Origin of the sequence: Kushneria sinocarnis (genome assembly GCF_003633775.1) — a bacterium.
GTDB classification, from domain to species: domain Bacteria; phylum Pseudomonadota; class Gammaproteobacteria; order Pseudomonadales; family Halomonadaceae; genus Kushneria; species Kushneria sinocarnis.
The window spans coordinates 425,601-448,506 of record NZ_RBIN01000001.1; the positions used below are offsets into that span (position 1 = coordinate 425,601).

Annotated in this window: 22 protein-coding genes and 1 pseudogene; 7 read left to right on the forward strand and 16 right to left on the reverse strand. The window is 64.7% G+C overall.

The features are described 5' to 3' along the window. Window positions 1-71: 71 nt before the first annotated feature. A complete protein-coding gene (locus C7446_RS01920; RefSeq protein WP_121170739.1) occupies window positions 72-2,417 on the forward strand; it encodes an FdhF/YdeP family oxidoreductase in 2,346 nt (781 codons plus the stop codon). 49 nt (window positions 2,418-2,466) lie between these two features. Here the strand turns inward: C7446_RS01920 and C7446_RS01925 are convergent, their stop codons facing one another. After that, window positions 2,467-3,225, reverse strand: coding sequence for an alpha/beta hydrolase (locus C7446_RS01925; protein ID WP_121170741.1), 759 nt, complete (start codon window positions 3,223-3,225; stop codon window positions 2,467-2,469). A gap of 15 nt (window positions 3,226-3,240) precedes the next feature. Next, a complete protein-coding gene (locus C7446_RS01930; protein WP_245977602.1) occupies window positions 3,241-4,044 on the reverse strand; it encodes a DUF1206 domain-containing protein in 804 nt (267 codons plus the stop codon). A gap of 152 nt (window positions 4,045-4,196) precedes the next feature. Between C7446_RS01930 and C7446_RS01935 the strand changes: the two genes are divergently transcribed. Both C7446_RS01935 and C7446_RS01940 read left to right on the forward strand, forming a co-directional pair. Next, complete coding sequence (locus C7446_RS01935) at window positions 4,197-5,180, forward strand: LacI family DNA-binding transcriptional regulator (protein ID WP_245977603.1); 984 nt, start codon at window positions 4,197-4,199, stop codon at window positions 5,178-5,180. 124 nt (window positions 5,181-5,304) lie between these two features. Further along, entirely contained in the window at window positions 5,305-7,491 is a 2,187-nt protein-coding gene (locus C7446_RS01940) for an OsmC domain/YcaO domain-containing protein (RefSeq protein WP_121170745.1), read from the forward strand. A gap of 221 nt (window positions 7,492-7,712) precedes the next feature. Here C7446_RS01940 and C7446_RS01945 read toward each other — a convergent pair whose 3' ends face one another. Together C7446_RS01945 and C7446_RS01950 are read right to left on the reverse strand one after the other, a co-directional pair. Further along, window positions 7,713-8,231 (reverse strand): RES family NAD+ phosphorylase, encoded by a 519-nt coding sequence (locus tag C7446_RS01945; protein ID WP_121170747.1) that lies wholly within the window; start codon window positions 8,229-8,231, stop codon window positions 7,713-7,715. Continuing rightward, on the reverse strand, window positions 8,228-8,656 hold the full coding sequence (locus tag C7446_RS01950) for a DUF2384 domain-containing protein (protein WP_121170749.1): 429 nt from the start codon (window positions 8,654-8,656) through the stop codon (window positions 8,228-8,230). Before C7446_RS01950 ends, C7446_RS01945 begins: the two co-directional genes overlap by 4 nt. 576 nt (window positions 8,657-9,232) lie before the next feature. Here C7446_RS01950 and C7446_RS01955 point away from each other — a divergent pair. Beyond that, window positions 9,233-10,384: a hypothetical protein gene (locus C7446_RS01955; protein WP_211327821.1), complete on the forward strand. Its 1,152-nt coding sequence runs from the start codon at window positions 9,233-9,235 to the stop codon at window positions 10,382-10,384. A 13-nt stretch (window positions 10,385-10,397) separates the two neighbouring features. Beyond that, entirely contained in the window at window positions 10,398-10,598 is a 201-nt protein-coding gene (locus C7446_RS01960; RefSeq protein ID WP_425454095.1) for a type II toxin-antitoxin system Phd/YefM family antitoxin, read from the forward strand. Window positions 10,599-10,791: 193 nt separating this feature from the next. Here C7446_RS01960 and C7446_RS01970 read toward each other — a convergent pair whose 3' ends face one another. From C7446_RS01970 to C7446_RS01980, 3 genes and pseudogenes are all read right to left on the reverse strand, one after another. Then, window positions 10,792-11,535: an SDR family oxidoreductase gene (locus C7446_RS01970; protein ID WP_121170751.1), complete on the reverse strand. Its 744-nt coding sequence runs from the start codon at window positions 11,533-11,535 to the stop codon at window positions 10,792-10,794. After that, complete coding sequence (locus C7446_RS01975) at window positions 11,532-12,629, reverse strand: zinc-binding dehydrogenase (protein ID WP_121170753.1); 1,098 nt, start codon at window positions 12,627-12,629, stop codon at window positions 11,532-11,534. Before C7446_RS01975 ends, C7446_RS01970 begins: the two co-directional genes overlap by 4 nt. A 29-nt stretch (window positions 12,630-12,658) precedes the next feature. Further along, a pseudogene (locus C7446_RS01980) lies at window positions 12,659-12,907 on the reverse strand (ABC transporter permease subunit); the annotation flags it as partial. A 235-nt stretch (window positions 12,908-13,142) separates the two neighbouring features. Between C7446_RS01980 and C7446_RS01985 the strand changes: the two are divergent. Beyond that, window positions 13,143-14,756, forward strand: coding sequence for an FGGY-family carbohydrate kinase (locus C7446_RS01985; RefSeq protein ID WP_121170755.1), 1,614 nt, complete (start codon window positions 13,143-13,145; stop codon window positions 14,754-14,756). A gap of 25 nt (window positions 14,757-14,781) precedes the next feature. Here the strand turns inward: C7446_RS01985 and C7446_RS01990 are convergent, their stop codons facing one another. From C7446_RS01990 to C7446_RS02005, 4 genes are all read right to left on the reverse strand, one after another. Next, window positions 14,782-15,537 (reverse strand): amino acid ABC transporter ATP-binding protein, encoded by a 756-nt coding sequence (locus tag C7446_RS01990; RefSeq protein WP_121170757.1) that lies wholly within the window; start codon window positions 15,535-15,537, stop codon window positions 14,782-14,784. Then, window positions 15,534-16,208 (reverse strand): amino acid ABC transporter permease, encoded by a 675-nt coding sequence (locus C7446_RS01995; protein ID WP_121170759.1) that lies wholly within the window; start codon window positions 16,206-16,208, stop codon window positions 15,534-15,536. The genes C7446_RS01990 and C7446_RS01995 overlap by 4 nt, the downstream gene beginning before the upstream one ends. A gap of 69 nt (window positions 16,209-16,277) precedes the next feature. Beyond that, window positions 16,278-17,087, reverse strand: coding sequence for an amino acid ABC transporter substrate-binding protein (locus C7446_RS02000; protein ID WP_121171020.1), 810 nt, complete (start codon window positions 17,085-17,087; stop codon window positions 16,278-16,280). A 194-nt stretch (window positions 17,088-17,281) separates the two neighbouring features. Further along, window positions 17,282-17,767: an Lrp/AsnC family transcriptional regulator gene (locus C7446_RS02005; protein WP_121170761.1), complete on the reverse strand. Its 486-nt coding sequence runs from the start codon at window positions 17,765-17,767 to the stop codon at window positions 17,282-17,284. A 190-nt stretch (window positions 17,768-17,957) separates the two neighbouring features. Here C7446_RS02005 and C7446_RS02010 point away from each other — a divergent pair, with 190 nt between their 5' ends. Next, window positions 17,958-18,971, forward strand: coding sequence for a 1-aminocyclopropane-1-carboxylate deaminase (locus C7446_RS02010; protein WP_121170763.1), 1,014 nt, complete (start codon window positions 17,958-17,960; stop codon window positions 18,969-18,971). 44 nt (window positions 18,972-19,015) lie between these two features. Here C7446_RS02010 and C7446_RS02015 read toward each other — a convergent pair whose 3' ends face one another. The 5 genes from C7446_RS02015 to rutC all read right to left on the reverse strand — a co-directional run bounded on the left by C7446_RS02015 (window position 19,016) and on the right by rutC (window position 22,895). Further along, on the reverse strand, window positions 19,016-19,525 hold the full coding sequence (locus C7446_RS02015; protein ID WP_121170764.1) for a YchJ family protein: 510 nt from the start codon (window positions 19,523-19,525) through the stop codon (window positions 19,016-19,018). Window positions 19,526-19,591: 66 nt separating this feature from the next. Further along, window positions 19,592-21,079 carry an NCS1 family nucleobase:cation symporter-1 gene (locus C7446_RS02020; protein WP_121170766.1) on the reverse strand — a complete coding sequence of 496 codons (1,488 nt, stop codon included), beginning with the start codon at window positions 21,077-21,079 and terminating at the stop codon, window positions 19,592-19,594. A 34-nt stretch (window positions 21,080-21,113) separates the two neighbouring features. Further along, window positions 21,114-21,671, reverse strand: a complete 558-nt coding sequence (locus C7446_RS02025) for a flavin reductase (protein WP_121170768.1) — start codon at window positions 21,669-21,671, stop codon at window positions 21,114-21,116. 30 nt (window positions 21,672-21,701) lie between these two features. Next, window positions 21,702-22,493 (reverse strand): pyrimidine utilization protein D, encoded by a 792-nt coding sequence (gene rutD / locus C7446_RS02030; protein WP_121170770.1) that lies wholly within the window; start codon window positions 22,491-22,493, stop codon window positions 21,702-21,704. A gap of 15 nt (window positions 22,494-22,508) precedes the next feature. Continuing rightward, entirely contained in the window at window positions 22,509-22,895 is a 387-nt protein-coding gene (gene rutC, locus C7446_RS02035) for a pyrimidine utilization protein C (RefSeq protein WP_121170773.1), read from the reverse strand. Window positions 22,896-22,906 lie beyond the last annotated feature (11 nt).

Sequence of the window (22,906 nt, forward strand, 5' to 3'; positions counted from 1 at the left end):
CCGGTACAGTGACCGGCATCGGCGCCCGAAGATGGATGAAGTGATCGAACCGACAAGCCAAGGAGCCCTTCATGTCGAAGCTCAGTGACAGTGATCTGCACGGAGAGCAGAGCGAGCGGGCCGGACCCGGTGGCGGCTGGCCTTCGGTCAAGGCGACCGAAACCCACTTTCTGCGTGAGCATGTGCCCTGGCAGGGCAACAAGCTGATGCTGAAGATGAACAAGCCGGGCGGCTTCAAGTGCCCGAGCTGTGCCTGGCCGGACCCGGCCAACCCTGGCCCCGCCGAGTTCTGCGAAAACGGCGCCAAGGCAGTGGCCTGGGAGGCGACCACGGCGCGGACCACGCCGGAGTTCTTCAGAAAGCACACGGTGACCGAGCTCAGGGAGTGGTCGGATCATGCGCTGGAGAAACAGGGCCGGCTGACCCATCCCATGCGGTACAACGCCACCACCGACAAGTATGACCCGGTGGAGTGGGAGACGGCGTTCCGCGAGATCGGTGAAACCCTCAGCAAGCTCGATCCCTGGGATGTCGATCTCTATACCTCGGGACGGGCCTCGAACGAGTCGGCCTTTCTGTGGCAGCTGTTCGGGCGCATGTATGGCACCAGCAACTTCCCCGACTGCTCCAACATGTGCCATGAAACGACCTCCAGGGCACTGCCGGAAAGCATCGGGGTTGGCAAGGCGACCACTACCCTGGATGATTTCGAGCACGCCGATGCGATCTTCATCTTCGGGCAGAATACCGGCACCAACAGCCCGCGGATGATGGGCGAGCTCTATGAAGCGCGCAAGCGCGGTGCGGCCGTGGTGACCTTCAATCCGTTGCGCGAGAAGGCGCTGGTGAAGTTTGCCAATCCGCAGTCGCCGAGCGACATGCTCACCAATGGCAGCGAGCCGATCAGCTCGCAGTACCATCAGGTGCGTATCGGTGGCGACATGGCCGCCATCCAGGGGATCTGCAAGGCGATTCTGGCCGCCGATGATCTGGCCCGCGAAAGCGGCGGTCGGCGGGTGATCGATGCCGATTTCATCGAAGCGCACACCCACGGTTTCGAGGCCTTCGCCGAACACTGCCGGTCGCTCTCCTGGGAGACCATCGAAAGTTACAGCGGGCTGACCCGCAACGCCCTGCAGGAAGCCGCCAATACCTGGATGGCCGCCGAACGGGTGATCTGCTGCTGGGGGATGGGCATTACCCAGCACATCAATGGCGGCGACAACGTGCAGCAGATCGTCAACCTGCTGCTGCTGGGTGGCCACATCGGGCGCACCGGCGCCGGCCCCTGCCCGGTACGCGGGCACTCCAACGTGCAGGGCGATCGCACCGTGGGCGTCTTTCATGAATCCGGCGAGCCGTTTCTGGCGAAGATGGATGAGGTGTTCGGCATTCACTGTCCGCGGGAGCACGGCCGTGATGTTTCCCTGACCACCGAGGCGGTGCAGCGTGACGAGGTACGGGCGTTTCTCGGCCTGGGGGGCAATTTCTTCCGGGCGATTGCCGATGATGAGCGTACTGCACCGCACGTGGCCAATCTCGATCTGACGGTGCAGATCTCCACCAAGCTCAATCGCAGCCATCTGCTGCACGGTCGGGCCGCGTACATCCTGCCGACGAAGGCCCGGACCGAGCGCGATGTGCAGGCCGGCGTCGATCAGGCGCTGACCATGGAAGACGGCATGTGCAACATCCACGCTTCGAAGGGGGATCTCGAGCCGGCCTCACCGCAGCTGAAGTCCGAGGTGGCCATCATTGCCGGGCTGGCGCAGGCGACCCTGCCGGTGCATCCGAAGGTCGACTGGGCGTGGCTCTGCGAGGATTACGCGCGCATTCGCGACAGGATCGAGGCCACCCAGCCGGATACCTTTGCCAATTACAACCGCCGGCTGGAGGAAGAGGGCACCTTCCATCTGTATATTCCGGCGCGCGAGCGGATCTGGCACACCGACACCGGACGGGCCAACTTCCTCTTTCCCGGTGATGAGCTGAAGGAGGACGAGAGCCGCCCCGGGGATGATCACTTCCAGCTGCTGACCACCCGCGGCCATGATCAGTTCAACACCACGGTCTATTCCTATGATGATCGCTATCGCGACATCTACGGCGAGCGCATGGTGGTGATGATGAACCCGCAGGATATCGAGAAGCACGGCTTCGAGGCCGGCAACATGATCGAGTTCATCACCGTCAGCCAGGATGGCATCGAGCGGCGGGCGGCCGGCTTCAGAATCATCGCCTACGATATCCCGCAGGGCTGCCTGGGGGCGTACTATCCGGAAACCAACGGGCTGATCCCGATCGCCAACCGCGACCGACGCAGCGGTACCCTGGCCGCCAAGTCGGTGCCGGTCACGCTGCGGCTGATGGACAGCGAAGAGCTGGAGCAGCAGACCGGCAAGCTGGCCACCGCCTGATAGGGGCCTTGCCTTCAGTGATTCAGCGCCCGGCTTCGGCCGGGCGTTGTCATGTCGGAGGTGTGGCCCGGGGGCGTTCCAGCGGCAGCCAGCAGATCACCCGCTGGATCTGGCGGTCCCAGTAGCGCCACTGATGATCGCCGGCGCCCTCGCCGTAATCCAGCGTCAGCGCCGTATCCCGGCAGGCATCACGAAAGCGGCGATTGGCCTCGAGCAGGTAGTCCTCGCTGCCGCACCACTGGAACAGGGCCGGCTGACAGGGCTGCGGCTGGCGATAGTGCGCGAGCAGCGCCAGCAGATCGTCCTCGCCGCCGGCGGGGGCATGCTCGAAGATCCACGGATACTCCGGTGGCGGCGCCTCGCGCTCGCCCACCGCCACGATATCCAGCGAGCCGGAGAGGCTGGCGGCGGCCGCGAAGCGCCCGGGCTCGCGCAGCGCCCACTTGAAGGCGCCGTAACCGCCCATTGACACGCCGGCCACGAAGGTCTCCTCGCGGCGCTGCGAGATGGGGAAGAGCCGCGCACTGACGGCCGGCAGCTCCTCGCTCAGAAAGCGATACCAGGCCGGGCCGCGGGCCATGTCGGTGTAGTAGCTGCGCTCCACTCGCGGCATGATCACGGCCAGCCCATAGGGCTCGGCGTAGCGCTCGATCGCGGTTCGGCGCAGCCAGCTGCTGTCATCGTCGGAGAGACCGTGCAGCAGATAGAGCACCGGTGAGGGACGTTCGGCATGCTCCGGCACGAGTGCCGTGAGCGTGGTCTCCATGTCCAGTACGTCGGAACGGAAACGGCAGTTCAGCAGCGCCATGAGTATGGCTCCGGCTCAGGCATCGACGATGCGATAGCGCGCATTGACGAAGCAGTAGATGCCGTAGGCCACCAGCCCCAGCGCCACCACACTCAAAAGCCAGGGGCCGAAGGGCTGCTCGGCCAGCGTCTCCAGCGCGCCGCCCAGGCCGCGGGCCTGACTGGGCCGGGTATTCCAGGCGGCCAGACAGATGAAGCCCGACATGATCAGGAACACGAAGCCGCGCGCCGTCAGCCCCCAGCGGGCAATGAGATCGGCGACGTGCAGCTGATGCGCGGGCATTTCCCGGGTGTGCCAGTTCTTGCGATAGCTCTGCTTCCAGGCCCGCCACCACTGGCGCAGGCCGACAAAGCCGAAGATGACGCCGATGACGAAGACCGCCACCAGGCCACCGGGATGGCTCATCAGCATGGCGGTACGACTCTGGGTCGAACCGCCGCCACTGCTGCTGGTCAGCAGCAGGCTCAGGCTGTGCACCGCCAGGGCGCCGTAGATCAGGCCGCTGATCACGAAACCGCCGCGCACGCACAGTCCCTTGAAACCGCCGCCCTTGTGTTCGGCATCGAACACGGCCTGGATGATGCGCCAGGCGGTGTAGGCCAGCAGCCCGGCTGCCAGCACACCCAGCATGTAGCTGCCGAAGGGCTTGAGGGCGAGCTCTCGCAGGGCATCCGAGGCGCCGCCGCGCTGTCCGCCCAGACCGACCGCGGCCATGAACGCCAGCCCGCCGATCAGGATGTAGACGACGCCCTTGGCGGCATAGCCCAGACGGGCGGCGATCGTAATGACTTTCTGCAGATTGCCGGTAGGGTGATCCAAGCCAACTCCTTGTACGGGGTGATCGTGGAGCGAATCGTTTTATTGTGTCGCTCCGGACTGGTGAGTGTTCGATATGACCGGCATTATCGCAGCATTGCACTGTCAAAATGCGAACGTTGATGGCCGGCCACAGAAAAGTAACCATTGCAGACGTGGCTCGCCACGTCGGATTGACCAATATCACGGTCTCCCGGGCGCTCAACCGGCCGGAAATGGTCAAACCGGCAACCCGTGAGCGCATCCGCCAGGCCGCGCTGGAGCTGGGCTATGTGCCCAATGCCTTCGCCCGGGGCCTCAAGCGCAGCGACAGCCGGCTGATCGGCGTGGTCACCGCGAGCCTGGACAACCCCTTCTACGCCGAGATGATCAAGGCCATCTCGCGCCACGCCAAACGCCACGACTACGCCATCATGCTGTTCGATACCGATGGCGAGGCCTGGCTGGAGGAGACTGCGATCGAGACCCTGCTGAGCTATCAGGCGGCGGGCATCATTCTCTCGCCGGTTTCCGACGAGCCGGACTACCAGCCGGCATACATCAGCCGGCTGCAGGCCAGTGACGCCGCCGTCGTGCAGCTGGATCGCACCCTGCATGGTAGTGGCTTCAGCGCGGTGGTGCTCGACAATCTCTGGGCCGGGGAGCGGGTGGCCCGCCATCTGCTCGATGAGGTCTTCCACCGGCGCGAGGCCGGCGGGCGGCTGCTGGTGGCGGCCGGCCCCGAGCACTCGCTGATCTCGAGACAGCGGCTGGCCGGGGTACGCGAGGCGCTGGCCCGCCACGGCAGTGACATCACGGTCGATGTGCTGTGGGGCGATTACACCTTCGAGCCGGCCTTCGAGCAGGTGGGGGAGTATCTTGATCACTTCGGCGCTCCCCGCGCCATCTTCGGGCTCAATCAGCTGATCACGCTGGGGGCCCTCAAGGCGCTGCGCTCGCGCGGGATCGACCGCGACTCGCTGGGCGTGATCGGCATCGACCGGCTGCCCTATCTCGATATCTTCGATATCACGGTGCCCTGCGTGGTGCATGACGGCTACCACGCCGGCCGCCAGGCGGTGGAGCTGCTGCTCGAACAGATTCGTGATGCCCATGCGGCGCCGCACACCCTGACGGTACGCGGCGAGCTGCTGCTATAGCTCGCCCCTTCTCAAGAAGCGCCAGGCGTTTTCAGGGAGAACCCGAGACAGACCCCCTCCCGAATCCGGATAATGGCGGGCAATTCGCACCCCGCGACCCCCGCCACCCATCCGGTTTGTGCTCATGGAAATCAAGGTCAACTATCTCGACAACCTCCGTCAGGAGGCGAAGTTCGACGACTTCACCGTCATCACCGATCAGCCGATCCGCTACAAGGGCGATGGCTCCGCGCCCGGGCCGTTCGATTACTTTCTGGCCTCCACGGTGCTGTGCGCGGGGCACTTCGTGCGCGTGTACTGCAACGCCCGCGATATCCCGACCGAGCACATCCGGCTCTCGCAGAACAACATCGTCGATCCGGACAACCGCTACAACCAGATTTTCCGCATCCAGGTCGAGCTGCCGAGCGATCTCTCCGAGAAGGACCGCACCGGCATCCTGCGCTCCATCGAGCGCTGCTCGGTCAAGCGGGTGATCCAGAACAACCCCGAGTTTCGGATCGAGGTGGTCGAGAACATCGACGAAGACGCCCAGGCACTGCTGATGGGCGGCACGGTCGAAGGGGAGAGCACCTGGATCGAGGGCAAGGATCTGCCGCTGGAGCAGACCATCGCCAACATGACCGGCATCCTCGAGCGCCTCGGCATGAAGATCGAGATCGCCTCCTGGCGCAATAGCGTGCCGAATGTCTGGTCGCTGCACATCCGCGATGCCGCCTCACCGATGTGCTTCACCAACGGCAAGGGCGCGTCGAAGGAAGCGGCACTCTGCTCGGCGCTGGGCGAGTTCATCGAGCGGCTCTCCTGCAACTTCTTCTACAACGATCAGTTCTTCGGCCCCGAGATCGCCGCCAGCGACTTCGTGCATTACCCCCATGAGCGCTGGTTTCAGCCGGGGCCGGATGACACCCTGCCCGAGGGGCTGCTCGATGACTACTGCCGCGCCATCTTCGACCCGGACGGCGAGCTGCGCGCCTCGCACCTGATCGACACCAACTCCGGGCGAAGTGATCGGGGCATCGTCGCGCTGCCGTTCACCCGCCACTCGGATGGGGAGACGGTCTGGTTCCCCTCCAACCTGATCGAGAATCTCTATCTCAGCAACGGCATGAGCGCGGGCAATACCATTGCCGAGGCGCAGGTGCAGTGCCTCTCCGAGATCTTCGAGCGGGCGGTGAAGCGCCGCATCATCGAGCAGGAACTGGCGCTGCCGGATGTGCCTGACGAGGTGCTCGCGCGCTATCCCGGCATCAGGGAAGGCATCGAGGCGCTGGAAGCCCAGGGCTTCCCGGTACTGGTGAAGGATGCCTCCCTCGGCGAGCGCTACCCGGTCGCCTGCGTAACGCTGATGAACCCGCGCACCGGCGGCGTGTTCGCCTCCTTCGGCGCCCACCCGAGCCTCTCGGTGGCGATCGAGCGCAGCCTCACCGAACTCTTGCAGGGCCGCAGCTTCGAGGGCATGGATGATCTGCCCCAGCCGACCTTCAATTCGCAGGCGGTGACCGAACCGAACAACTTTGTCGAGCACTTCATCGACTCCTCCGGCGTGGTCTCCTGGCGCTTTTTCAGCGCCCGCGCGGATATCGCGTTCTGCGACTGGGACTTCTCCGGCGATACCCACGCCGAGGCCGAGCAGCTGTTCGCGATCCTCAAGGAGGACGGGCTGGAGGCGTATGTCGCGATCCATGAGGATCTGGGCGCGCCGGTCTGCCGCATCCTGGTGCCGGGCTACTCCGAAGTGTATCCGGTGGATGATCTGGTGTGGGACAACACCAACATGGCGCTCCACTACCGCGAGGACATCCTCAACCTCCACGCACTCGACGATGACCGGCTGGCCGAACTGCTGGAGCGGCTGGAGCAGAGCGAACTCGACGAGCAGATGAAGATCGTCACGCTGATCGGCATCGAGTTCGACGACAATACCGTCTGGTCCGAGCTGACGATTGCCGAGCTGAAGCTCCTGATCAGCTTGGCGCTCGGCCAGTACGAGGATGCGCTCGACCGCACGCGGATGTTTCTCCAGTTCAACGACAACACCCGCGACCGCGGCCTCTTCTATCAGGCGCTCACGGCGGTGCTCGAGATCGCCATCGATGACGAGCTGGCGTTCGAGGACTACCACCGCAACCTCGTGCGCATGTTCGGCGAGGAGAAGATCAATGCTGCCGTCGGCTCGGTGAACGGCGACGTGCGCTTTTACGGCCTCACGCCGACCAGCATGGAACTGGAAGGCATCGACCGCCATCAGCGGCTGATCACCAGCTATCAAAAGCTGCACGCCTGGCGGGCGGCGAACGTCGAAGGCTGATACCTGCGTCATCATGTTGTGCACCGCGCCCACCACCGAGTGGGCGCGGTTGTGTGGGGCTTCGTGAGCGAGGCGTAAGCCCCGCCCGGTCGATAGCTGCCACCGTGGTGACCTGATTCTTGCTGACAAGGCTGGTAAGCCGGTTTTAAACGGGATACTCGGCAACAACCATCAGTGAGGGAGCAGCTCTTTTACCATTGGTACTTTCCCTTTCAGGGAGCCTATGTCCAGGAGCTGGAGTCGCGCGGTAGCTGGCCGTGGGGATCGTAGGCAGCCAGTCTGTCCTGGTCGGTCAGAGCCTCCGTGAAAAGCACCAGGTTTGTGCCCTCGGGCCTCGCCAGGGAAGGAAAGAGAACGCCCTTGTCGCCCGCCTCCAGAATCATGTCTCCAATGAGCCAGGAGGGGGGCTCAACCCGCTGATTGAACCAGATTCGCCGCCAGTCGCAGTAGAGTTCCTGCCACAGCGGATCCCATCCACTGCTGAAGCCCTCCCGGAAGTCCACCAGGTTGGTGACCTTTACCTCATAGCTCACGATCAGGCCCGGCGGCATGAGCGCGGACAGCTGCTTGTATTCCGCAATGGCGGTGGCTTCATCGAGCGCTAGATAGAGTGCTGATAACCCTATCCTGTTCAATCGGCCGCCATGTTCGCCTGCGCCCGCACCGCTCGTTGGAATGAACGACCATTTGGGGTCGTGGACGCGATAGGCCACCGAGGCGAAATGCGAAAGCTCGATCACCCTACAACCCCGGCCTGCAGGGCTCGAATGTAGCGCAGCAGATCTTCGCTGCGGCCATCGCTGACCAACTGCTCCGCAGTCTGGTAATCAAAGGTGCTGATAGGCTCGTTGCGAAACCAGAACAGGGCATCGTGGAAATTACCGTTGATGTCGGTCGCTGCTGCCAGTATGCGAATGGCGTCGCGCAGAAAGGCCTGAAGCTTTTCAGCACCCGCCGCGCGAGCAATGGTCGTGCGATGAACATGAGCTCGGCTGGCCAGCACCTGGATGTCCATGCTGAGGGCGCTGGCGAACAGGCGCGGACTGATGATGGGTTGACCACCGGGACGCGCCGCTATCCTGAGATCCTCGACGAATCGATCAAAGCTCTCCGGCGCCCGGTAGGCACTCGGTTCGGGAGTCTCACGCAGGGCTTCCGTACTCATGGCACTCTCCTGGACGCCTTGATGCGTCCTAAATGCATCACAAATACATCCTATCACCTTCACAAGCAGCCCATCACGTAGCTTCGTGGTTTTCCCACATCGAAGTACCGGCTTTCTGACAAGTCAGCTCTCAGACAGCGCCTGCTACAGGCTGGGGCTTCTCCGCGCTACTCACGCCGAAGCCGATCAGCATGGCGCTGGAAGGCATCGACCGCCATCACCCGATAGTGGTTGATGCATCTCATGCCTTGGTGGGCGTTGCTCTCGAAGTAACGCTTGGTTACTTTAAGTAAAAACTACTTAAGACGGGCTAGGTCAATACAGTGCACGCAGGGACTACCGCATGGAAGGCAGCCGACCAGCCTCCCATGTACAGGTAGGGGCGGTAGCGTGGCTGAGTATCATGTGCCTACCGCAAGGTGCCTGAGAAATTCCTGGGTTCTGTTTGAAAAAATCGGCTCTCATGTATTGCCCGAAAGCTTGCTTCAAACAGGCTGGCTCCAATCCGATTGATTAAAGACCGGGCAGTGGTTGCTGATATTTATTAGGTTAATTTTAAATAAGAGGTGTGGCAAAATGTTCAGGTTGCTCGGCAAACTGATCTTGCTTTTACTGGCTTTAGTCTCAGCCGGAGTGGTCTGGCAAAAAAACAGTCTCACAATTCTGGCATTGGAACGGGTTGATCCACTGCCAGAGACAAAAGAGCTGATAGCAGCAGGCCATTATGCAGAAGCGAATGAGTATCTGGGCTTTTTCATGGAGTTTGATTATGTCGCTCAAGATCCGGAAGCCCGGGCACTGCTAGAAGATATAGAGTCTCATCGAAGCAGCTATGCTTATCAAGCCAGCAAGCTAGCAGAGGGGCTTTTCACGGGGAGCAGCGACGAAACCATTGGTCAGGCAGCCAGTGTCACGTCAGATTTCTTCCTATTTGGGGACCTTCGGGATCTCTCGCAACAAGGCTGGCATTGGGTTAAAGGAGAGCCCGTTGACAAAGCCGTTACTACACTGGCTGGTACAGGCGTTGCTATAGGTCTTGGTCAATTGGTCGCGGGTGCAGCCACCATTGGCACGGCCGGGGCAGCAGCGCCATCGATCGTCGCTACATCATCGGCCAAAATTGGCATTTCCATGCTCAAGATCGCCCGGAGGATGGGCAAGCAGCCTCCCTGGCTGGGCAAGGCCCTGGTCAGAAGCGCTGGAAAAGCCAGGATTGCTGGCAACATGGCTGCCATTCGAGGTTTGTTCGGCGATCTCGCAGTGCTTGCCAAGACTCGAGGCGGCATCGAGCTATTGAGTCATACTCGTGATGCAGTGTCGCTACATGGCATGGCGAGTTTTGCCAAGGCTTTAGGCAAGGACAGCCTCCCCATTTTCATGCTGGGTGGAAAAATGGCAATAAAAGCCACTGGCAATATTGATCGGCTGGGCAAGGAGTCCATTCGAGTGGCAGCCACTTATGGTCAGAAGGGGCTAAAGCTGCTCAACAAAACCGGCATGCCTTCAAAGTTCAAATTAGCAAGCCGCTTGGGAAAAATGGGGATCAAGGGCGATATATTGAAATTGCTGGCTCATATCCTGGCGAATATACCTGTCTGGATTTTATATGGGCTTATAGCACTCGGCGTCATAATCTGGAAACCTTGGCGTTGGGCAGATTTTATCCTCAGGCCACTATCTGGAAAGCTGGCGCGTCGATTAAATGAGACCCGCGCCGTCCGGCACTAGATAGAGGTACATCATGACTGGCATTACGGTTACCGAGGCACGCAACAACCTTTACAGGTTGCTCGATGAGACCGCCGAGTCCCACCAGCCGATTGTCATCATGGGCAAGCGCAATAAAGCGGTGCTGGTGTCGGAAGAAGACTGGTCCGCCATTCAGGAGACGTTTTACCTGCTTTCCGTACCCGGCATGCGCGAATCCATACGTGGGGGATGAACACCTCCATCGAGGGATGCGAGGGAGAGCTGGACTGGTGACATGGAGATCGGTGTACCAGGTGCTTGAGGATGAGCGAGTGATGAAAGTGCTGCGGCTCTGGAGCCATTATGAATAGGGCTTCACAGGCCGGCTACTACCAGACAACCTTGCTGCTGCCATGAACCCCCTGCCCCGAAGGGCAGGGCAGAAGCTACCTCGCCGTATACCCCCCATCGATCGGCAGACACACCCCGCTGATCATCGCGGCGTCGTCGCTGAGCAGAAACAGGATTGGGGTGACCACATCCGCCATCTCGGCAAAGCGCCCCAGCGGAATCGCGGCGAGCATCGGGTCGCGCTGCTCCGGCGCCGACCACACCTTTTCGGCCATCGGCGTCATTGTAACGGTCGGGTTGACGCTGTTGACCCGGATGCCGGCCGGGCCGAGCTCCAGGCAGAGCGCCCGGGTGATGGCGTCCATCGCCGCCTTGGAAGCGCTGTAGGCGAGATGATCGTCCAGCCCGACCAGCGAGGCCTGGCTGGAGACATTGACGATGCTGCCGGCCCGGCCGGCCTCGATCATGTGGCGTGCCACGCTGCGTGCGGCAATGGCTGCGGCGCGGGCGTTGGCCTGGAAGACGGCGTCGATGCGCTCGGCGGGCAGGGTCAGCGCCGATTCCACGTGGGTAATACCGGCGCTGTTGATCAGGCCATCCACCACGCCGAGGCTGCCAATCATCTCTTCCAGCTGTTCGCTGTCGGTGATGTCGAGCGGGTGCGTCTCGCAGCCGTATTCGGCCAGCCGGGCCAGCGCCTCGGCATTGCGGCCCAGCGCCACCACGCGCGCGCCCTGGTCGATCAGGGCGCGTGCGGTGGCGTCACCAATGCCGCTGGTGGCGCCGGTGACCACGTAGCAGCGGCCGTTGAGTGAGGGGTAGTGGGTCAGCTCGCTCATGGAATCAGTAGCACCTTGATGGATTCGGCGGCGGTCGCCATGCGAAAGCCCTCCTCGAACTCTGAAAGTGGCAGCTCGTGGGTGACGATGCCGTCGGTGGTCACCAGCCCGCGTGCCATCAGGTCGATCGCCACCGGGAAGGTATGCGGCGAGAGGTGCGCGCCGCGCACGTCGAGCTCCTTGCGATCGCCGATGATCGACCAGTCGACGCTGGTCTCCTTGCCGAACACGCTGAACTCCACGAAGCGCCCCAGCTTGCGGATGATCTCGAGCCCCTGACGCACCCCGGTGGGCGAGCCGGTGGCCTCGATGTAGACATCGCAGCCGTAGCCGCCGGTCAGCCCGCGCACCTCCTTCGCCACGTCGTCGCGCGCGGGGTTGAGCACCACGTCGGCGCCATAGCGTCGGGCCAGTTCGAGGCGTTCATCGAGCATGTCGATGACGATCAGCTGCTTCGGCGTCTTGAGCCGGGCGACCTGCACCATCGCCAGGCCGATCGGGCCGGCGCCGGCAATCACCACCGTATCATCGAGCTGGATATCGCCGCGATTGACGGCATGAATGCCGCAGGCCAGCGGCTCGATGAAGGCGCACTGGGCCAGCGAGAGGGCCTGTGGAATGCGGTGCAGCCGCGCCTTCGCGGGAATGCGCATGTACTCCGCCATGCCGCCCTCGGCCACCTCGCGCTGAAAGCCGAGGATGTTGTGCACCTCGCACATCCAGTAGTGGCCGCTGTCGCAGTAGCGGCACTTGCCGCAGGGCACGATCTGCTCGGCAATCGCGCGGTCGCCGACGCGCACGTCGAAGTGCGCCTCGGCCCCCGGGCCCATCTCGACCACCTCGCCGAAGAACTCGTGCCCGGCCACCACCGGCGCCTGCACCCAGGCGGGCTGGGAGTCGCCGCCCCAGAACATCTCCGCCCCGCCCCGGCATTTGACGTCGCTGGCACAGATGCCGCAGGCGCCGATCTTCAGGATCACCTCGCCGGCGGCGGCGCGTGGCCGGCTCACCTGTTCGAGCCGGTAGTCCTCGGGGCCGTGGCAGACCACGGCCTGCATGGTGTCTTCGGAAGCTTGTGCTGTGGTTGAGGTCATTGGAAGGCTCCAGTGTCAGAGAGGCGGGCTCAGGTGTTGCGGCCGCGCCCGATATAGATCGCCAGCAGGATGATGGCGCCCTTGACCACGTCCTGCAGATAGGGCGACACCCCCAGCAGGTTGAGGCCGTTGTTGAGAATGGCCAGCAGCATGGCGCCCACCAGGGTGCCGAGGATCGCGCCGCGCCCGCCGGCAATGGCTGCGCCCCCGAGCACCACGGCGGCGATGGCATCGAGCTCGAAGCCGGTGCCGGCATTGGGTTGGCCGCTCATCAGCCGGACATGAGCATGTCCTGACAAATGTTATCGTTGTCATTTGCTATTCAGACGCCGTCGGCGGTTTTCGGCAATTCGTCTTTGGCGTGAAAGACCAAAGTCGTAGGGCCCCGGGCTGGCGCCGGGCCGCGACCGGCGCCAGGGTAGAGCCGGGCCGCAGGCCATTCGCGGGCCGCATCCACGGACAGCTTTCAAAGACGGTTTCTACGGACAGCTTTTACGGACAGGGAGGCAGCAGATGCCGCGCTACCATGTGGGCGTCGATGTGGGATCGGCGAGTGTGCGTGCCGGAGTCTTCGACACGCGCGGGCACTGCCTGGCGCAGGCGGCCCGGCCGATCGAGCAGTACCGGCCACGGGCCGAGTTCGTCGAGCAGTCCAGTGACAACATCTGGCAGCAGTGCGTCGCGGCGGTACGCGAGGCGGTCGAGCGCGCGGCGGTGGCGCCGGGCGAGATTGCCGCCCTGGGCTTTGATGCCACCTGCTCGCTGGTGGCGCTGGGGGCGGATGGCCGGCCGGTGTCGGTCTCGCCGAGCGAGGAGGCGGATCACAACATCGTGATGTGGATGGATCACCGGGCGACCGCCGAGGCCGAGGAGATCACCGCCACCGGCCACGAGGCGCTGAAGTACATCGGCGGGCAGGTCAGCCCCGAGCTGGAGCTGCCCAAGCTGCTGTGGCTGAAGCGTCACCGTCCGGATCAGTTCGCGCATGCGGCGCTCTATCTCGATCTGGCCGACTTCATGGTGGCGCGGGCCATCGGCGATCTCGAGGGGCCGCAGGTGGGGGAACCCGGGCGCAGCGTCTGCACCCAGGTGTGCAAGTGGCTCTATCTCGCCCACGAGGGGCGCTGGCCGGAGGATCTGCTCGCCCGGCTGGGGCTCGAGGCGCTGCTGGAGAAGCCGGCCATGCAGGGGGCGATCCGGGCGGTCGGCTCCCGGGCCGGTACCCTGTCGGCCGCGGCAGCCGAGGCGATGGGCCTCTCCGGCGAGGTGGTGGTCGCGACCGGGCTGATCGACGCCCACGCCGGCGCGCTCGGGATGCTGGGCGAGGACCCGGAGGGGTCGCTGGCCGTGATTGCCGGCACCTCGGCGTGTCACATCGCCTTTTCCCGCGAGCCCTGCTTCGTGCCCGGGGTCTGGGGCCCCTACTGGGGGGCGGTGCTGCCCGATGGCTGGATCAACGAGGGCGGCCAGAGCGCGGTCGGGGCCCTGATCGACCATGTCATCACCGACAGCGCGGCCTGCGATGCCCTGAAGGCGGCTGCCGACACCGCCGGCATCAGTCACTTCGAACTGCTCAACCGCCGGCTGGCCGAGCTCGAGCACGAGCACGGCGAGCTCACCGCCGAGGTGCATCTGCTGGATTATCATCATGGCAACCGGTCACCTCGGGCGGACGCCTCGCTGCGCGGCATGTACAGCGGGCTCGATCTCAACGAGGACATCGATGCGCTGGCGGTGCGCTATCTCGCCACCCTGCAGGCGATCGCCTATGGCACCCGGCACATCATCGAGGCCCTCAACGCCCACGGCCATGCCATCGAGCGGCTGCGCCTGTGCGGCGGGGCACTGAAGAACGAGCGCTGGCTGCAGGAGATGGCGGATGCCACCGGGCTGCCCATCGAGCTGCCGGCCGAGCCGGAGACCGTGCTGCTGGGCGGGGCCATGCTGGCGGCAACGGCCTGTGGCGATTATCCGAGCCTGCGCGAGGCCGCGGCCGCGATGAGCGGCACCGATCGCCGGCTCGCGCCGAATCCGGCCCGCCGGCGTTTCCATGCGGCCAAGTATCGGGTCTACCACGAGCTGCACGCCGATCAGCTGAAATACCGCGAGCTCATGCGCCAGGCCTGATATGCAGGCCTGACCCGCCCGCGTTTCAGGACTCGGGCTGTGGCGCGCTGGCCAGAACCTTGCGCAGAAAGGTACGGGTACGCTCGTCCCGGGGGCGGGTGAACAGCTCGTGTGGCGGGGCCTGCTCGATGAGGCGGCCGCCGTCCATGAACACCACCCGGTCGGCGACGTCACGGGCGAACTGCATTTCGTGGCTGACCACGATCATGGTCTGGCGCTCGGTGGCGAGCTGTTTCATCAGCGTCAGCACTTCCTCGACCCATTCCGGATCGAGCGCCGAGGTGGGTTCGTCGAACAGGATGACTTCGGCGCCGGTGGCCATGGCCCGGCCGATGCCGACCCGCTGCTGCTGGCCGCCGGAGAGGGCCGCCGGGAAGGCGTCCGCCCGATCGGCCAGGCCGATGCGTTCGAGGATGGCGCGGGCGCGGCGATGGGCCTCGGCCTTCGCCATGCCCTGCACCACGATCATGGATTCGGCGATGTTCTCCAGCGCCGTCCGGTGGGCGAACAGGGCGTAGTTCTGGAACACGAAGGCGGTCCGCCGGCGCAGGGCGAGGATGTCGCGCTTCGTGGCGCGCGTGACATCGAAGCTCAGCTCGCCGACCGTCAGCTGCCCGGCATCCGGCGTCTCGAGGAAGTTGATACAGCGCAGCAGGGTCGACTTGCCGGTGCCGGAAGGGCCGATCACGACGATGATTTCGCCACGCTCGAGTTCAAGATCGATGTGATCAAGCACGGTGTGATCACCGAACCGCTTGGTGAGTCCGGAGAGTGCAATCATCGCTGATACGCCCGGTTGAGTCGTTGCTCCAGCCACTTCTGCAGCCACGAGAGGGCCTCCACGATCACCCAGTAGATCACGGCGACCACCAGAAAGGCTTCGAAGTAGAGAAAGCTGCCGGCCGCTTCCTTCTGGGTGGCGCCCATCAGTTCGGTGACGCCGAGGGTAAAGGCCAGCGAGGTCGATTTGATCATGTCGATGAAGTAGTTCATCAGCGTCGGCGTCGCGACCCGGGTCGCCTGGGGCAGGATGATGCGACGCATCAGCTGGGCGCGGGTCATGCCGATCGACAGCGCCGCCTCGGTCTGGCTGCGGTCGATGCCGATGATGGCCGCGCGGATCGACTCCGCCATGTAGGCCGAGAAGTGCAGGGTCAGGCCCATGATGGTGGCGGTAATGCCATTGATCGAGACCAGAAAGGAGAAGATCTGTGGCAGACCGTAATAGAACAGAAACAGCTGCACCAGCAGCGGCGTGCCACGAAAGAACGAGATGAACAGCAGGGCGGCGCCGTTGAGGCCCGGCACCCGCGAAACCCGGATCACGGCCAGCAGACAGGACAGGAGCAGCGCGCAGATCATGCCCGCTGCGGCCATGCCCAGCGTCAGCGGCAGGTAGCCCAGCAGGATGGGCACCAGCCCTGCCATGTAATCGAAATCAAGTGCGTGCATACCTGCAAACCCGGCTGACAGAACGCGAGCGCTCAGGGCTCGCGTTCCGGTATGGCTTGATCGACAGCGTCAGGACTGGCTGGCGGTCGCTGGCTGCTCGCTCTCTTCGGGGGCGCTGGTGATATCGCTACCGAACCATTTTTCGGAGATCCGGCTCAGTGTGCCGTTCTCGCGCAGCGTCGTCAGGGCCTGGTTGACGCGATCGCGCAGCGCACGGCCCTGTTCGTCATCGCGGAAGGGCAGGGCGTTTTCGATCTTCGAGAACGGCTGGCCGGCAAGCTGCAGTGGCAGGGGCTTGTCCTTGATCACCTGCGTGGCGCTGACCCGGTCCATCACGAAGGCATCGGCGCGTCCCAGCGCCACATCCTGCTCGATATTGGAATCATAGGTCTTGATGTTGATCTGATCGGCATACGGCAGTTCGTTGAGCAACTGCTCGTAATTGGACCCCAGGTTGACGGCCACCGTCTTGCCCTTGAGATCCCTGACGCCATGAATCTCATCGTTGCCCTTGCGCACCACCACCTGAGCACCATCGTAGACGTAGGGTTGAGTGAAGGCGTATTTGGCCTTGCGCTCCGGGGTGATGGTGATCTGATTGGCGATGGTATCGATACGACCGGAATCGAGCATGCCGGCCAGACCCGAAAAGCTGGCGGTCACGAATCTGATGTCATCGCCGGTCTGTTCACCGATGGCCTTCATGACATCGACTTCGAAGCCCTTGAGCTGATTGTGATCGACAAAGGTGAAGGGGTAATACTTGCCCGACATGCCGACCTTCAGCGTGTCAGCCTGAGCCAGGCCGGCAGCGCCCAGCGTGCCGATGCTCAGGGCGGTAATGGCCAGGGTACGGGTCAGGATAGAGGCCAGTGACATGTCATTCTCCGAATCAATGGGGCCGCGCATGGCAGCGATGAGCGACAGCGTAACGCAACCTTACATTGAGTAATAAGAAAAAGAATTCATATGCGATCGGGTTTTTAACCATGAGGGCGCTCCGGCACAGGATTCCCGGGGCACCTCATGATCGTGCTGTCGCGCAGGGCCGATTTTCAGAGCCGGGAGCACTGTCACAGCGGCAGGGCGCCATCGGTCTTGATCTCGTCGAGCACGAAGAAGGTGCGCACCTGACGCACCCCCGGCAGTGCCACGATCTTCTCGCTGTGAAAGCGGTTGAAGGCCGGCAGGTCGCGCACCCGCACCTTCATGAAGTAATCCACGTCGCCGGCCACCAGCCAGCACTCCAGCACCTGGGGCAGGGCGCCGGCGGCTTCGGCGAAGCGCTCGAAGCTGTCCCGTGTCGAGCGGTCGAGCACCACGCCGACCAGCACGGCGGTTTCGCGCTGCACGGCGCGGGGTTCGATCATCGCCCGCACGCCCCGGATCACCCCGCGCTCGAACAGACGCTTCGTGTGCTGCCAGCAGGCCGAGGCGCTCAGCCCCACCCGGCGGGCGAGGTCGGCGTTGCTCAGGCGGCCGTTGTCCTGCAGGGCCCGCAGGATGCGGCGATCATGGGCGTCCAGCTCGGGCCAGACGGGGGGCTGTTCGTTGTCCATGTAATGATCCTTTTGTTGTTCGGGTCGTGCGGCGTCATTTCTGCGTCAATCGAACGCTGTGATGGAGGATCGTGTCAATCGGGACGGGAATCAAAAAGCACCTTTCGCCAGGGCTTCGATATGCTGAAGGGGTGCGATACCGGTTCGGTGCCGGATGACAACAAGACTCCCGATTTCAGGACACCCCACCATGACTCTAGACCTCGAAGCGCGTTTTTCCCGTACGCCGCTGGGCTTCTTTCCCTCTCCCGTGCATCCCCTCAAGCGACTGTCGAAGGCGCTCGGGATCAATCTCTGGGCCAAGCGCGACGATGTCTCCTCGGGGCTGGCCTTCGGCGGCAACAAGGTGCGCAAGCTGGAGTGGCTGGCCGCCGATGCGATCGCCCAGGGCTGCGATACGCTGGTGTCGATCGGCAACATCCAGTCCAACCATACCCGCCAGGTGGCGGCCGTTGCCGCGGCGCTGGGCATGAAGTGCCGGCTGGTGCAGGAGGAGTGGACGAAGTGGGACGATCCGGCCTACGAGCAGGTCGGCAATATCCTGCTGTCGCGGCTGATGGGCGCGACCACCGTGCTGGAGGGCGAAGGCTACTCCACCGAGCTCAAGGAGACCTGGCAGCGGGCGCTGGAGGAGGTCCGGCGCGAGGGCGGCAAGCCCTATGCGATCCCGGCCGGCGCCTCGGATCACCGCCTGGGCGGGCTGGGCTATGCCAACTTTGCCGATGAGGTGGTGCGCCAGGAAGCCGAGCATGAGCTGTTCTTCGATACGGTGATCACCGCCACCTGCACCGGCTCCACCCAGGGTGGCATGGTCGCCGGCTTTCGCGGTCAGGACCGGCCGCGGCGGCTGATCGGCATCGATACCGCCTGCAACGAGGCGATGACCCGGGCAGCGGTCACGAAGATCGCCCGCCAGACCGCGGATCTGATCGGGCTGTCGGCCGAGATTCGTGACGAGGATGTCATCATCGACCCGCGCTTCGCCGGCCCGGACTACGGCCTGCCGGACGAGGCCACCATCAGCGCGATCCGCATGGGCGCGGAAATGGAAGCGATGCTGACCGACCCCGTCTACGAGGGCAAGTCACTGGCCGGGCTGATCGCCATGGCGCGCTCGGGCGAGATCGCGCCGGGGTCGAACGTGCTGTACGTGCATCTGGGCGGGGCGCCGGCACTCGACGCCTACCATCGGGCGTTCGAATAGCGCGCCCCACCCGGGGCCACCGAGCCGGCCACGGGCCGGCCCTTTCATGCCCCGCAGCACTTCTTGTACTTCTTCCCGCTGCCGCACGGGCAGGGGGCATTGCGCCCCGCCGTGGCACGTGCCGGCGGGTCGATGACGCCATCGACATAGAGCCAGCGGCCCTGGCTGCGGCGAAACTGGGCACGCTCGTGCAGCACCGCCGGCCGCGCCTCGACGGTGCCGCCCTCGTGTTCGAGATCGTGCTCCAGATAGTGGGCGCGAAATTCCACCATCCCCTGGGCGCCGTGCACGCTGCTGTCGAGAATCTCCAGGCCGGTCCAGTCCACCGTGCGCCGGTCCAGCATGGCGGCATCCTCCGGTGGCCGGCCGGGCGCGTCGGGGGCCCAGGTGGCCAGCAGATAGTCGCCCAGTCCGCCGAGCGCGAAGGCGCTGTAGCGCGAGCGCATCAGGGTCTCCGGATCGGGTGGGGTTGCCAGGCCCTGATGGTAGCGGGCGCAGCAGTCGCTGTAGTCCAGCCCGCTGCCGCAGGGGCATTCGGTCGCCTCGGTGGTCATCGTCCCTCCGGTTGCATGAGCCGAGGCGCATTCTAACAGCTCCGCAGCTCCGGCTCAGGAGGCCGCTTAGCGCTCCGGGCTGGCCGTGCGCAGGGCCAGGCGCAGCCGGTGGATCAGCCAGTAGCCCAGCGCCCCCATCGTCGAACCGGTGAACCAGCCATAGTCGTGCAGCCAGTTCCAGAAGCCGCCGAAGGCGGAGAGCAGCATGATCGCCACCGGAATGGCAAAGGCCAGCATGCCGGTCAGGTTGACCGTCGGATAGCAGCCGTCGGTGCGGTAGAGGTCGGCCAGTTCGAGGCGCTGGCGGCGGATCACGAAGTAGTCGACGATCATGATCCCGGCGATCGGCCCCAGCAGGCTCGAATAGCCCAGCAGCCAGTTGGAGTACAGGCTCTCCAGGGTAACGCCGGAGGTGATCACGCCCGCCTTCTGCAGCAGGTCCCAGCCCATCAGCACGGTGCCGGTCAGCCCGGTCAGCAGCACCCCACCGGTACGGTTGATCAGCTTCGGCGCCAGGTTCTGGAAGTCGTTGGTGGGCGAGACGATGTTGGAGGCCGTGTTGGTCGAGATCGTGGCGATGATGATCAGCACCATGGCGATGGCGACCCAGGCGGGGCTGTCGATGTGGCCGATCAGGTTGACCGGGTCGGCGACGGTCTCGCCCACCAGGGCCGGGGAGGCGGCGGTCATCACCACCCCCAGTGCGGCAAAGAAGAACATGGTCAGCGGCAGCCCGATGATCTGCCCCGCGATCTGGTCCTTCTGGCTGCGAGCGTAGCGGCTGAAATCGGGGATGTTGAGCGACAGCGTGGCCCAGAAGCCGACCATCGCGGTCAGGCCCGAGAGCAGATGGGGGAGGAGGGCGTCCTCGGCCGGACGCGAGGGCGGGCGCGCCAGCAGTTCCCCCACCGAGATGTTCGGCAGCGCCCAGACCATCAGCCCCGCCCCGACGAGCAGCAGCAGCGGGGCCGACAGGGTTTCGAGCCAGCGGATCGACTCGGCGCCGCGGATCACCACCCAGAGGTTGGCCGCGGCAAACACGAAGAAGCCGATCACCTGACCGAGCCCGCCCAGCCCTGCCCAGCCGGGCAGGAGGGCAGAGAGCAGCAGGTGGATGGCGAGTCCGCCGAACATGGTCTGGATGCCGAACCAGCCGCAGCCCACCAGCGCCCGGATCAGGCAGGGCAGGTTGGAGCCGCGAATGCCGAACGACGAGCGCAGCAGTACCGGAAACGGAATGCCGTAGCGGGTACCGGGAAAGGCATTGAGTGCCAGCGGCAGCAGCAGGATGACGTTGGCCAGCAGGATGGTCAGCAGCGCCTCGCCCACATCGAGCCCGAAGTAGGCGGTGAGCACCCCGCCCAGGGTATAGGTGGGCACACAGATCGACATCCCCACCCAGAGCGCGGCCACGTTCCAGCGTGACCAGATGCGCTCGCGGATCCGGGTCGGGGCGATGTCATGGTTGAAGGCGGCGCTGTGCTGCAGGTCCTCGCCGAGGTGCAGCTCGCTCTTGCCATCCTGCTCGACGCTGCGGGAGGTCTCGAGGGTCATTGTTGTTCTCCGATGGGGGCGCCGACGCAAGGCCTCAGCGCTGTGCCAGGCCGCGCACCGCTTCACTGCGGCGCGGCAGCTGATGGTAGCCGCGGTCGAAATAGAGCAGGCCGCGGGTGCGCTCGCAGTGATCCATGGCGACGATCTCGCAGAACAGCACGTCGTGGGTGCCGACGCTGACGCGGCGCGTGATCCGACAGTCGAAGTGGGCCAGCGCGCCGGTCAGCACCGGCGCGCCGGTCACCGCCGAGGACCACTCGCCAACCTCGAAGCGTTCGTCCATCGGCGTGCGGCCGCCGAAGGTATTGGAGACCGCTTCATGGTCGCCGCCCAGCACGTTGACGCAGAGCACCTCGTTATCGGCAAAGGCCGGCCAGGCCGAGGCGCTCTGGTTGAGACAGACCAGCAGCGTGGGGGGCGTATCGGTCACGCTGCACACGGCCGAGGCGGTAAAGCCGGCGCGGCCGCCGGGGCCGGCAGTGGTGACCACGTTGACCGCCGAGGCCAGCTGCGCCATGGCCTCGCGGAAGGCCTCGCGCGAGATGGCGGACTCGGTGTCATGCTGCGAAGCGACAGGATGGGGTGCCGTCATGTCGGTCTCCTTGCAGGTCGGGCCTGCGGTTCAGGTCGTGAGATAAGCGGTGACCAGCGCGTTGACGGTGTCCGGAGCGGTCACCGTGACGCCGTGGCCGCCGTAGTCGAGCAGCTCCAGGCGGGCCCGGGGCAGCGCGTCGGCCAGCTCCCGGGCGCGGGTCCAGGGCACCAGCAGGTCATCGCGGGTGGCGATGACGAGGGTCTCGGTGGCGAGGGCACTCGCCCGCTCGCGCAGATCGAAGGTGGTGGCCGCCCCGACCCGGGCGCGCAGGTTGTCGGCATCCGGGGGGTGATCGAGCGCGGCGTGAATTTCCTCGGCGATGTGCCGGGCGTTGGCCGAGAGCCAGTCGGCGGGATAGAGAAAGAGCGGCTGGGCATCGAGCCAGGCGGCCATGCCGGCCTGCTCCAGCAGCGTCAGGCGGGTGCGAAAGCAGCGTGCGGTGTGGGGGTCGGGCGCGGCCCAGCCGTTGATCACCACCAGTTGATCGAGCCGCTCGGGCGCGAGGTGGGCCAGTTCGAGGCCGATCAGGCCGCCCAGCGCGTGACCCATGAAGCTCACCCGCGGCATGTCGAGCGCATCGAGCAGCCGGATCACGTCCTGCGCCATGTCCGTCACGCTGTAGTCGGCGGGCAGCCGGCCGGGGCTCTTGCCGGTGCCGCGGTGATCGTAGGTGATCAGCCGGTGGCTCCGCCCCAGGGCCTCGAGCTGGGGTGTCCAGAACTGCCCGGCGCCCCCCAGCCCGGAAGAGAGCAGCAGGGCGGGAGCGGCGTCGTCGCGCCGCCCGTGGAGGGTGTAGTGGAGTTCGGGGCGATCGGCCATGACGCGTGCTCCGGCTCAGCTCGGCAGATGCGCGAACGAGGCGATTTCCACCAGGGCCTCGGGTTTGACCAGCCCACACTGGATGCAGTAGCGCGCCGGCTTGTCACCGGGGAAGTATTCGGCATAGACCTCGTTGATCGCGGCGTAGTTGGCCCAGTCGGTGAGGAAGATCGAGTTGAAGGTGACATCGGCCATGCTGCCGCCGGCGCTCTCCACCACGCGCTGGATGGTGTCCAGCACATGGCGGGTCTGGGCGGCGGCATCGCCGGGATGCACCACGTCGTTGTGCTCATCGAAGGGCAGCGTGCCGGAGACATAGAGCACGTTGTCGGCCAGCGCGCCGGGGACGAAGGGGGCAATCGGGGCACTGGTGCCGGGGGGAATGATGGCCTGTCGTGGCATGGGGCAACTCC